Annotated in this window: 14 protein-coding genes; 12 read left to right on the forward strand and 2 right to left on the reverse strand. The window is 71.5% G+C overall.

What is annotated here, in order from left to right; translation table 11 throughout:
- Nucleotides 1-68: 68 nt before the first annotated feature.
- The 9 genes from IRQ30_RS14055 (at nt 69) to rplQ (ending at nt 5,884) form a co-directional block, all read left to right on the forward strand.
- A complete protein-coding gene (locus tag IRQ30_RS14055; protein WP_193613540.1) occupies nt 69-1,103 on the forward strand; it encodes an LLM class flavin-dependent oxidoreductase in 1,035 nt (344 codons plus the stop codon).
- A gap of 41 nt (nt 1,104-1,144) precedes the next feature.
- Entirely contained in the window at nt 1,145-1,768 is a 624-nt protein-coding gene (locus tag IRQ30_RS14060) for a hypothetical protein (RefSeq protein ID WP_193613542.1), read from the forward strand.
- 257 nt (nt 1,769-2,025) lie between these two features.
- The gene (gene infA / locus IRQ30_RS14065) at nt 2,026-2,247 is read left to right on the forward strand and encodes a translation initiation factor IF-1 (RefSeq protein WP_026145687.1); all 222 of its coding nucleotides are present in this window, start codon (nt 2,026-2,028) and stop codon (nt 2,245-2,247) included.
- 29 nt (nt 2,248-2,276) lie between these two features.
- A complete protein-coding gene (rpmJ, locus tag IRQ30_RS14070) occupies nt 2,277-2,390 on the forward strand; it encodes a 50S ribosomal protein L36 (protein WP_091025735.1) in 114 nt (37 codons plus the stop codon).
- Nucleotides 2,391-2,581: 191 nt separating this feature from the next.
- Complete coding sequence (rpsM, locus tag IRQ30_RS14075; RefSeq protein WP_134738182.1) at nt 2,582-2,956, forward strand: 30S ribosomal protein S13; 375 nt, start codon at nt 2,582-2,584, stop codon at nt 2,954-2,956.
- A 64-nt stretch (nt 2,957-3,020) separates the two neighbouring features.
- Entirely contained in the window at nt 3,021-3,425 is a 405-nt protein-coding gene (gene rpsK, locus IRQ30_RS14080; protein WP_091025736.1) for a 30S ribosomal protein S11, read from the forward strand.
- A 28-nt stretch (nt 3,426-3,453) separates the two neighbouring features.
- Nucleotides 3,454-4,062, forward strand: coding sequence for a 30S ribosomal protein S4 (gene rpsD / locus IRQ30_RS14085; RefSeq protein WP_193613544.1), 609 nt, complete (start codon nt 3,454-3,456; stop codon nt 4,060-4,062).
- Between the two features lie 112 nt (nt 4,063-4,174).
- Nucleotides 4,175-5,191, forward strand: a complete 1,017-nt coding sequence (locus IRQ30_RS14090; RefSeq protein ID WP_193609621.1) for a DNA-directed RNA polymerase subunit alpha — start codon at nt 4,175-4,177, stop codon at nt 5,189-5,191.
- A gap of 105 nt (nt 5,192-5,296) precedes the next feature.
- Nucleotides 5,297-5,884 carry a 50S ribosomal protein L17 gene (gene rplQ, locus IRQ30_RS14095; RefSeq protein ID WP_193613546.1) on the forward strand — a complete coding sequence of 196 codons (588 nt, stop codon included), beginning with the start codon at nt 5,297-5,299 and terminating at the stop codon, nt 5,882-5,884.
- Between the two features lie 77 nt (nt 5,885-5,961).
- Here rplQ and IRQ30_RS14100 read toward each other — a convergent pair whose 3' ends face one another.
- Nucleotides 5,962-6,915: a ketopantoate reductase family protein gene (locus IRQ30_RS14100; RefSeq protein WP_193613547.1), complete on the reverse strand. Its 954-nt coding sequence runs from the start codon at nt 6,913-6,915 to the stop codon at nt 5,962-5,964.
- Nucleotides 6,916-7,029: 114 nt separating this feature from the next.
- On the opposite strand from IRQ30_RS14100, the gene IRQ30_RS14105 reads away from it, so the two are divergent.
- Both IRQ30_RS14105 and IRQ30_RS14110 read left to right on the forward strand, forming a co-directional pair.
- Nucleotides 7,030-7,527 carry a SigE family RNA polymerase sigma factor gene (locus IRQ30_RS14105; RefSeq protein WP_338089708.1) on the forward strand — a complete coding sequence of 166 codons (498 nt, stop codon included), beginning with the start codon at nt 7,030-7,032 and terminating at the stop codon, nt 7,525-7,527.
- Nucleotides 7,524-8,810, forward strand: coding sequence for a hypothetical protein (locus tag IRQ30_RS14110; protein WP_193613551.1), 1,287 nt, complete (start codon nt 7,524-7,526; stop codon nt 8,808-8,810). Before IRQ30_RS14105 ends, IRQ30_RS14110 begins: the two co-directional genes overlap by 4 nt.
- Here IRQ30_RS14110 and IRQ30_RS14115 read toward each other — a convergent pair.
- Nucleotides 8,807-9,163, reverse strand: coding sequence for a GntR family transcriptional regulator (locus tag IRQ30_RS14115; protein ID WP_338089709.1), 357 nt, complete (start codon nt 9,161-9,163; stop codon nt 8,807-8,809). The genes IRQ30_RS14110 and IRQ30_RS14115 overlap by 4 nt on opposite strands.
- A 72-nt stretch (nt 9,164-9,235) precedes the next feature.
- Between IRQ30_RS14115 and IRQ30_RS14120 the strand changes: the two genes are divergently transcribed.
- Nucleotides 9,236-10,102: a PfkB family carbohydrate kinase gene (locus IRQ30_RS14120; protein ID WP_193613553.1), complete on the forward strand. Its 867-nt coding sequence runs from the start codon at nt 9,236-9,238 to the stop codon at nt 10,100-10,102.
- Nucleotides 10,103-10,144: the final 42 nt, after the last annotated feature.

Here is a 10,144-nt window from a genome sequence, read left to right on the forward strand (position 1 = left end):
CCGGAATGATCGGCGCCCCGACCCGGTTGGGAGAGGTGATGTCCGAGACAATGCCTGCCCGGCCTGCCATGCCCGCCCTGTCCGTGCTCGACCTGGTGCCGGTCCGCAGCGACCAGACGACCGGGGACGCGATCGCCGCGACCCTGGCGTTGGCCCGCGCGGCCGACGAGGCCGGCTACCGCCGCTACTGGATCGCCGAGCACCACAACATGCCCGCCGTCGCCGCGACGAACCCGCCGGTGCTCATCTCGATGGTCGCCGCCGCCACCTCCCGCCTGCGGGTGGGCTCCGGCGGCGTGATGCTGCCCAACCACGCCCCGCTCGTGGTCGCGGAGCAGTTCGCGCTCCTCGAGGCGGCCTTTCCCGGTCGCATCGACCTCGGCATCGGCCGCGCGCCCGGCACCGACCCGGTCACCGGCTGGGCGCTGCGTCACGGGGCCGGCGGGGTCACCGACGAGGCCGTCACGCTCTTCCCCGAGTACGTCGACAACGTGCTCGCGATGATGGAGCCCGGCGGCGTCGGGCTGGCGGTGCAGGGTCGCCGACACGTGCTGCGCGCCACCCCGAGCGCCGCCTCGGTGCCCCAGATCTGGCTGCTCGGGTCCTCCGACTACTCCGCGCGTCTCGCCGCGGAGAAGGGGATGCCCTACGTCTTCGCGCACCACTTCTCCGGCGACGGCACCCGGGAGGCGATCGAGCTGTACCGCTCGCGCTTCGTCCCCTCGCCCGAGCTGGCCGAGCCGCGCACGTTCCTCACCGTCAACGCCGCCGTCGCCGCGACCTCCGAGGAGGCCCAGCGTCTCGCCCTGCCGCAGCTGCTGCAGATGGTGGCGCTGCGCACCGGTCAGCCGCTGACGCCGCAGCGCACGGTGGAGGAGGCCGAGGCGGAGGGCGTCCCCGAGGCGCACCGCGGCCTGGTGCAGGCGATGGCCGCCCGGTGGGTCATCGGCGACGCCGACGGGGCCCGCACGCGCGTGGCCGAGCTCGCGGCGACGTACGGCGTGGACGAAGTGATGATCCACCCGGTCGCCGGGGCCGCTGCCGGGACCGACGCGGGCGCGAGCCCCGCGCGCGAGGAGACGCTGCGCCTCCTGGCGGCCTGAGTCCGCGGTTTGGCCGCGCGAGCACCGGGCAGGGTCCGGAGGTGCCCCTCTCGCTGAAGACCTCCGCCGTCGCCGGCCTGGCCGCCCTGCTCCTGGCCACGGGCTGCTCCGGGGGCGACGACGACGCGGCGGGCGGCCCGGAGCCGACACCGTCCGAGACGACCTCGGCGTCACCGCCGGTGACGCCGGAGCCGACGCCGACGCCCACACCGACCACCAGCGCGTCGCCGACCCCGTCGACCACGGCCGCCCCCGACGCCGAGGGCGCCTTCTGCGCCGAGGTCAGCGCCGAGGAGGCGACGCGTCTCTACGGTCGGCCGGTCACGGTGAACGCCGGCGGGTCGTGCTCCTTCCAGGAGGAGGACTTCGTCGAGCAGGACATCAACGTCGCGTGGCAGCTGGACCCCGCCCCGCGGGCGACCATGGCCTCCATCCGTCGTGACCTGGGCGTGCGCAGCGACGACGCCGAGCGGACCACGCTGGCCGGCGGCGTGCCGGCGTGGGAGGTGCGGCTGACCGACGTCAAGGGCGTGATGATCGCGGCCCTCGTCGAGGGCAGGCACCTCGTCGTGACGGTGCTCTCGGACGGGGTGCACCTGCCGGCGCGGCCGATCCCCGAGATGGCCGCCATCGCGCGGGGGATCGCCGAGACCTACATCGTCTGAGGGCGCGAGACCGACACGATTCGTGTTTCCGGCAGGAAACCTCGTAAACTGGCGTGTCGGCCCAACGTGGGTCTGCCCTGCGGTGCCTCGCGGCTGCCCGGAGCGTGTCCGTCCCTCTCGCAAGAGCGGCTCGGTCGTGTGTCCGGACTGAGGTGCCGACGAGCGATCCTACGAGGTCCACCGGTCACCCGACCGGAGGTTCCCGGGCCGGACGGTAGGAATACGAAGCGACATCCAGACAACAGATTGTGGAGGACATGCCGAAGAAAGAAGGCGTGATCGAGCTCGAGGGCACCATCACGGAGGCCCTCCCCAACGCCATGTTCCGCGTCGAGCTGAGCAACGGCCACAAGGTGCTCGCCCACATCAGCGGCAAGATGCGCCAGCACTACATCCGGATCCTCCCCGAGGACCGCGTGGTGGTGGAGCTCTCTCCGTACGACCTCACCCGGGGTCGCATCGTCTACCGCTACAAGTAAGCAGCCGACCGAACAGAAAGGGTCGACGCATGAAGGTCAACCCGAGCGTCAAGAAGATCTGTGACAAGTGCAAGACGATCCGTCGTCACGGCGTGGTCATGGTGATCTGCGAGAACCCGCGTCACAAGCAGCGTCAGGGCTGAGCCTCGGCTCTCCCCGCACGCTGGACAACTGAACAACCCATCAACGTGAACGCTTAGCCCCGCGCAGCACCATCGCGGGGGGCGAACCACCTCCGGAGCAGAAGGCCGGGGCCGGGCACCGCCCGGGCGCGTCACGATCGAAACCTCTGTGAACCACCGAAGGACACCGTCCTTCAGGAAAGGGCCATCACATGGCACGCCTTGTTGGTGTCGACCTCCCGCGCGACAAGCGCATCGAGATCGCACTCACCTACATCTACGGCATCGGCCGTACCCGTTCCCAGCAGCTGCTCGCGCTCACCGGGGTCGACCCGAACCAGCGCGTGCACCAGATGGGTGACGAAGAGCTGGTCAAGCTCCGCGACGCGATCGAGGGCAACTTCAAGATCGAGGGCGACCTCCGTCGAGAGGTCCAGGCCGACATCCGTCGCAAGATCGAGATCGGCAGCTACCAGGGTCGCCGCCACCGTCAGGGCCTCCCGGTCCGCGGTCAGCGCACCAAGACCAACGCCCGTACCCGCAAGGGTCCCAAGCGCACGGTTGCCGGCAAGAAGAAGGCCAAGTGAGCCGACGCGCTCGCGCGCCTCACTGCCTTCCTAACTCACAGACCAGCTAACACAGGAGAACTGCATGCCTCCCAAGGCTCGTGCGGCCGGCGCCAAGAAGGTCCGCCGCAAGGAGAAGAAGAACATCGCTCAGGGCGAAGCCCACATCAAGAGCACGTTCAACAACACGATCGTCACGATCACCGACCCCACGGGTGCGGTCATCTCGTGGGCCTCTGCCGGCACCGTCGGCTTCAAGGGCTCGCGCAAGTCCACGCCGTACGCCGCCCAGATGGCCGCCGAGGCCGCGGGTCGCCGCGCGATGGACCACGGCATGAAGAAGATCGACGTCTTCGTCAAGGGCCCGGGCTCGGGTCGCGAGACGGCCATCCGGTCGCTCGGTGCCATCGGCCTCGAGGTCGGCACCATCCAGGACGTCACGCCCACCCCGCACAACGGATGCCGCCCGCCCAAGCGCCGGCGCGTCTGACCCGAGACTGAGAAAGAGAGACTGACCCATGGCCCGTTACACCGGACCCATGACCCGGAAGTCGCGCCGTCTCGGTGTCGACCTCGTCGGTGGCGACGCAGCGTTCGAGAAGCGCCCCTACCCTCCGGGCCAGCACGGCCGCGCCCGCATCAAGGAGAGCGAGTACCGCTCGCAGCTGCAGGAGAAGCAGAAGGCCCGCTTCACCTACGGCGTGATGGAGAAGCAGTTCCTGAACTACTACAAGGAGGCCTCGCGCCGCTCCGGCAAGACCGGTGACAACCTCCTGCAGCTGCTCGAGTGCCGTCTCGACAACGTGGTCTACCGCGCCGGCTTCGCCCGCACGCGTCGCCACGCCCGCCAGCTGGTGTCCCACGGGCACTTCCTGGTCAACGGCAAGAAGGTCGACATCCCGTCGTTCCAGGTCTCGGCCTACGACATCATCGACGTGCGCGAGAAGTCGCTCGAGATGACGCCGTTCATCGTGGCCCGCGAGACCTTCGGCGAGCGGATCGTCCCGGCCTGGCTCGAGTCCCTGCCGAACCGCATGCGGATCCTGGTCCACCAGGTCCCCGTGCGCGCGCAGATCGACATGCCGATCCAGGAGCAGCTCATCGTGGAGTTCTACTCCAAGAAGTGATTGCGTCGGTGGCCGGGCTCGCCCGGCCACCGTTCGCACGTACGTCGCCGCCGTCAACACGCAAATGTTCGGGTCCGTCATATAGCGGGTGGGTCCGGAAAGGAAAGAATCAGTGCTCATCGCACAGCGTCCCTCACTGTCGGAAGAGTCCGTCGACGAGTTCCGTTCGCGGTTCGTCATCGAGCCGCTGGAGCCGGGTTTCGGCTACACGCTCGGCAACTCGCTCCGTCGCACCCTCCTGTCGTCGATCCCCGGTGCCTCGGTCACGAGCATCAAGGTCGACACCGTCCTCCACGAGTTCTCGACGATCGAGGGCGTCAAGGAGGACGTCACCGAGATCATCCTGAACCTCAAGGGCCTGGTCGTCTCCTCCGAGCACGACGAGCCCGTCACCATGTACCTCCGCAAGTCCGGTGCCGGTGCCGTCACCGCCGCTGACATCGCGCCCCCGGCCGGTGTCGAGGTGCACAACCCCGAGCTGCAGATCGCCACGCTGTCCGACAAGGGCAAGCTGGAGATGGAGCTCGTCGTCGAGCGCGGCCGCGGCTACGTCTCCGCCGTCCAGAACAAGGGCGCGGACAACGAGATCGGCCGGATGCCGGTCGACTCCATCTACAGCCCCGTGCTGAAGGTGACGTACAAGGTCGAGGCGACCCGTGTCGAGCAGCGCACCGACTTCGACAAGCTGGTCATCGACGTCGAGACCAAGCCCTCGATCCTGCCCCGCGACGCCATCGCGTCGGCCGGCAAGACCCTGGTCGAGCTCTTCGGCCTGGCGCGTGAGCTGAACGTCGAGGCCGAGGGCATCGACATCGGCCCCTCGCCCGTCGACGAGCAGCTCGCGGCCGACCTCGCCCTCCCGGTCGAGGACCTGCAGCTGACCGTCCGCTCCTACAACTGCCTCAAGCGCGAGGGCATCCACACCGTGGGCGAGCTCATCTCGCGCTCGGAGCAGGACCTGCTCGACATCCGCAACTTCGGAGCGAAGTCGATCGACGAGGTCAAGGCCAAGCTGGTCGAGATGGGCCTGTCCCTCAAGGACAGCGCGCCCGGCTTCGACCCGCAGGCGGCCCTCGCCGCCTACGGCGACGACGACGACGACGCGTTCGTCGAGGACGAGCAGTACTGATCCACCGCTGACCCGCCCGAGACTCTCGGGCGGGTCGGCGCCTCAGCAGCACCCGCCCTCTATCCCGGTACCTGACACGGCCGGGGAGAATCGAGAACACGAGCCATGCCCAAGCCCACCAAGGGTCCCCGCCTCGGCGGCAGCCCGGCCCACCAGCGCCTGATCCTCGCGAACCTCGCGAGCCAGCTCTTCGAGCACGGTCGGATCACCACGACCGAGGCCAAGGCTCGCGCCCTGCGCCCGCACGCCGAGAAGCTGATCACCAAGGCGAAGAAGGGCGACCTCCACAACCGCCGCATGGTCCTCAAGACCATCCGCGACAAGGGCGTCGTGCACACCCTCTTCACCGAGATCGCGCCGACCTTCGCCGAGCGTCCCGGCGGCTACACCCGCATCACCAAGCTCAATCCCCGCAAGGGCGACAACGCCCCCATGGCGGTCATCGAGCTCGTGACCGAGGCGTACTCGCCGACCGCGCCCCGCACCACGTCGGCCCCGGCGGCCGCTGCCGCTCCGGTCGAGGAGGCCCCGGTCGAGGAGACCGAGACCGACGAGACCGCGACCGAGGAGTCGGCCGCGACCGACGCTCCCACCGAGCTCGCCGAGGAGGCGTCGCCCGAGGAGAGCGTCGTCGCCGAGGAGGAGCCCACCGAGGACGAGGCCCCCGCGGCCGAGGACGACACCAAGTCCTGACCCGCGCCTCACCGCGTCACCGCTGACCCGCCCGAGATCCTCGGGCGGGTCAGTGTCATCTCCGGGGTCGGAGGGTGTCAGCCCAGCAGCGGAGCGGGGTCGACGCTGCGCGGGGCGCCGCCGGCGCGCACCAGGTCGTGCGTGGCCCGCTGGACGGCCTCGTTGACCGGGGTGGGCACTCCGTGCAGGCGCCCGAGCAGCACGACCTCGCCGGCGAGGTAGTCGATCTCCACCCCGCTGCCGCCGCGGGCGACGCTCTGCCACGTGGAGCCGCCCTCCTCGACCGGCAGGTGCTCGCGGCGGCGCAGGTGGTCGCCGCGGCGCTCGCGGTCGAGCTCGGCCGTGACCACGTCGATGCCGACGCGCGCCAGCACCTGCTCGCCCTCGGCCTGCGCGCGGCGCACCAGCTCGTCGGCGTCCTCGCCCGGGGTGAAGACGGCGTCCACCCCGTTGCCCAGGTTGGACAGCAGCTTGCGGTGCTTCCACGCCATGATGTCGGGCCGCGCCACCGACTCGAAGCCGGCGCGGCGCAGGTCGGCCGCGATCGCCTCCGCGGTCTCGTCGACCCCACCGGGCACCCGCCCGACGTCGAGGATGCCCGGCGCCGAGCCGGACTTCTGCACGACCACGCCGGGCTCGAGGTGGGTGGCCGGCAGCATCACGCACACGGCGTACGTCTCCGCGCGTTGGCGCAGGACGGCTCGCTCGTTGGCCACGCCGTTCTGCACGCAGACGACCGGCACCCCCTCCGGCGTGTGCGCCAGCACGTCCTCCAGGGCGGCCTGCGTCTGCTGGCCCTTCACGCAGAGCAGGACCACGGTGTCATCGGTCCACGCCACGTCGGCCGCGGTGTCGGTGGCCGGCGCGTCCACCCGGTGCCGGCCGTCCTCGCGGTCGAGGGTCAGGCCCTGCGCCCGGATCCGGGCCAGGTGCTCGCCGCGGGCCACCAGCGTGACCGGGACGCCCGCCAGGTGCAGGTTGCCGCCGATCACGCCACCGACGGCGCCCGTCCCGTAGACCACGTAGCGCATGAGACCTTCCTACCCGAGGCAACGTTTGACAGGGTCCACCGGGTAGTACGGGACATGGAAGCAACGACAGCCGAGTCTCGGGACCGGGCGCCGAGCGGGGGACGAGGTGGGGCGGTGGACGCGGTCGGGTTCGACGAGTTCGTCTCGGCGCGGTCGACCGCCCTGCTGCGCACCGCCTACCTCCTCACCCACGACCACTCGCTCGCCGAGGACCTCCTCCAGACGGCGCTGAGCAAGGCGTGGTTCTCGTGGAGCCGCATCGACGGCAGCCCCGAGCCCTACGTCCGCAGGATCCTGGTCAACACCTACGCCACCTGGTGGCGCCGCAAGTGGAACGGCGAGCTCGCGACCGAGGAGCTGCCCGAGCGGGCGCACTCCGACGCGAGCGACGCCGTCAGTGCCGGCCACGACCTGTGGCAGGCGATGGAGCGGCTGCCGCGCCGGCAGCGTGCCGTTGTGGTGCTCCGCTACTTCGAGGACCTCTCCGAGGCCCAGACTGCCGACCTGATGAGCTGCTCCGTCGGCACGGTGAAGAGCCAGCTCAGCAAAGCCCTCGCGAAGCTGCGGATCGATCCCGCGCTCGCCGCCTCCGACGGGAAGGACCTGTCATGAACGGCCTCGACGAGCTCCGCTCCACCCTCGACCGGCACGCCCACGACGTCGTGGACCACGACCTCGGTGGCCGGCTCGGCCTCGTGCACCAGCGGGTGCGCGCCGTACGTCGGCGGCGGCGTGCGGCGGCCGCCGGTGCTGCCGTCCTGGCGGTGGTGGTCGCGGTCGGCGTGGGGCGCGTGACGGGCAGCGACCCGGTGGTGGAGCCCTCTCCGGCGAAGCTGGCCGGGCTGGATGTGCCGGGCACCATCGAGTCCTTGGGCTACACCTACCGCTACTCCTCGGGCGAGGTCGGTGAGGGGATCGCTGCCGTGGTCCTCGAGCCGGCTCCCCGGCCACGGCTGGTGTCGTGGGGCAAGGCGGGAGCGGACGACCGGGTGACGGTGACGGCGCTCGACACCAACAACGCGCCGCTGGACTACGACGTCCCCGACTTCAGCGAGTTCGTCAGCGTCCCGGCCGGGGTCGAGGCCACGGTGTCGGCCCGGGGCGAGGGAGAGTTCGCCCTGGCGGTCTACGAGCTCGACCTGCAGGCAGCGCCACCACCGGGACTGACGGTCGACGGCGTGACCTTCCGCGAGGACGTCGCGGGGGATCGGCTCCTCGACGCCGCGGTGGGCTCACCCGGGGAGTCCGAGGTGACGGTGTCCGGCCCAGGCTCGGGCACGGTCTCCTACCGCTACTTCTGCGCCGACGCTCCTCCAGGAGCGACGCTGCACCTCGAGGTCCCCGGCGCCGGCTCGGTGACCGGGGAGTGCGACCCCGTCCCCGACACCGATCCCGGTGCCGGGAGCGGTGTCACCGTCGAGGCTCCTGCCTCCGGCGACGTGGGCGCCCGCCTGTGGGTGACCGACGGTGAGGAGGGCCCGCCGCTGGTGAGCGACGACGTCGTCGTCGCCCTCGGTGTCTACGCCGTGACCTCCGAGCGCAGCCCGGCGGCGGGGTACTCCGTCCGGGAGCTCGTCGAGCACGACGGACGGCTGTGGCGCAGGGCCGAGGTCCGCGCCTCCGACCCGGGGCAGCGCGAAGTCGTGGTGCCCGGCCGTGAGGGCCGGCTGCCGCAGCTGGTCGTGGGCTTCGGTCGCGGTGACGAGGTGAGCGCCCGGCTGGAGCACGACGGGACCATGTGGCGCTCCCGCTTCGTGAACGAGGACGGCGTCGTGGTGGGTCCGCTGTGGGAGGGGGACCGGGCAGCCGTCCGGCTCCTGACCGAGGAGGTCCCCGCCGCTGCCCGGCTCGCGATCGCGCTCTACGAACGAGTGGACGAGCGGCCCGTCGACTAGGTGGAGGTCCAGGCGTCGGTGACGAGTCGCTGCGCCTGGGCCAGGCTGACTCCCGAACGGCGGGCGGTCGCGGCCAGCACGGCCGCGGCCGCCGCGACGTCGGCGGGTGCGACGGGGGCGGCGATGAAGGTGCCGCGCCGGCCCTCGGTGACGACCACGCCGTCGGCCTCGAGCTCGCGGTAGGCGCGGGCGACGGTGTTGACGGCGAGGTTGAGCTTGGTCGCGAGACCGCGCACCGTGGGCAGTCGCGTGCCGGCGGCGAGCTCCCCCGACGCGGCCTGCGCGGCGATGTGGCCGCGCAGCTGCTCGAAGGGCGGCTCCGGGGTCGAGGGGTCCATCACGATGTCCAGCACGGTCGACGGTAACCCGAGACGGTGCCGAAGGGGTCGTCGCCGCGGCCACCGGTCCGGTGGTAGAAGGGGACCGTGAAGCCCTACGCCCTGGTGGTCGGTGAGTCCCTGGTCGACGTGGTCCTCGAGCCCGACGGGAGCCGCACCGAGCGGCCCGGGGGGAGCGCCGCCAACGTGGCGGTGGCGCTGGCGCGGCTGGACCGGCCGGTGCGGTTCGCCACGGCGTTCGCCGACGACGAGCGTGGCCGCGCGATCGCGATGCACCTGGCCCGCGACGGGGTCGAGCTCGCCACCGACGCCTACGCCGTCGCGCGCACCTCGACCGCCGAGGCGACCATCGGCGCGGACGGCTCGGCTTCCTACGCATTCGACCTCGACTGGCGGCTCAACCCGCTGGGCGAGGAGCGCCCGCTCTTCGTGCACGTCTGCTCGATCGGCGCCGTGCTCGAGCCGGGCGCCGACGACGTGCTGGCGATCCTGGACCGGATCGAGGGCGCCACGGTCAGCTACGACATCAACGCCCGCCCGGCCATCACCGGCACCGGACCCGAGCTCGTGGCCCGGGTCGAGCGCGTCGTGGCCGCGGCCCACCTGGTCAAGGCCAGCGACGAGGACCTGGCCGCGCTCTACCCCGCACTGACGGTCGACCAGGCGGTCCAGCACCTGCTCGAGCTGGGCCCCCGGGCCGTCGCGGTCACCCTCGGCGGGGAGGGCGCCACGTGGCGCGACGCCGACGGCGTCGTGGAGGTCACCGCCCCGCAGGTCGACGTCGCCGACACCATCGGAGCCGGCGACACCTTCTCCGCCGCCATCATCGACGCCCTGTGGGAGCAGCCCGACCGGGCGCCCGCCGAGGTGCTCGCCCACGCGGTGCGGGCGGCCGCCGTGACCGTCTCGCGGCCTGGCGCCGACCCGCCGTACCGCCGCGAGCTCGTGGAGTGACTTCGTCCCTCCATGGGGAGTACTCGCTGCGCTCGTACTCCC

This window comes from Nocardioides lijunqiniae (assembly GCF_015024225.1).
GTDB lineage: Bacteria > Actinomycetota > Actinomycetes > Propionibacteriales > Nocardioidaceae > Nocardioides > Nocardioides lijunqiniae.

Coding starts and splice junctions, on each gene's coding strand:
- rpmJ (WP_091025735.1), top strand. CDS start 2,277: ATGAAGGTCAACCCGAGCGTCAAGAAGATCTGTGACAAGTGCAAGACG.
- IRQ30_RS14110 (WP_193613551.1), top strand. CDS start 7,524: ATGAACGGCCTCGACGAGCTCCGCTCCACCCTCGACCGGCACGCCCAC.
- rpsD (WP_193613544.1), top strand. CDS start 3,454: ATGGCCCGTTACACCGGACCCATGACCCGGAAGTCGCGCCGTCTCGGT.
- rpsK (WP_091025736.1), top strand. CDS start 3,021: ATGCCTCCCAAGGCTCGTGCGGCCGGCGCCAAGAAGGTCCGCCGCAAG.
- rpsM (WP_134738182.1), top strand. CDS start 2,582: ATGGCACGCCTTGTTGGTGTCGACCTCCCGCGCGACAAGCGCATCGAG.
- rplQ (WP_193613546.1), top strand. CDS start 5,297: ATGCCCAAGCCCACCAAGGGTCCCCGCCTCGGCGGCAGCCCGGCCCAC.
- IRQ30_RS14055 (WP_193613540.1), top strand. CDS start 69: ATGCCCGCCCTGTCCGTGCTCGACCTGGTGCCGGTCCGCAGCGACCAG.
- IRQ30_RS14100 (WP_193613547.1), bottom strand. CDS start 6,915: ATGCGCTACGTGGTCTACGGGACGGGCGCCGTCGGTGGCGTGATCGGC.
- infA (WP_026145687.1), top strand. CDS start 2,026: ATGCCGAAGAAAGAAGGCGTGATCGAGCTCGAGGGCACCATCACGGAG.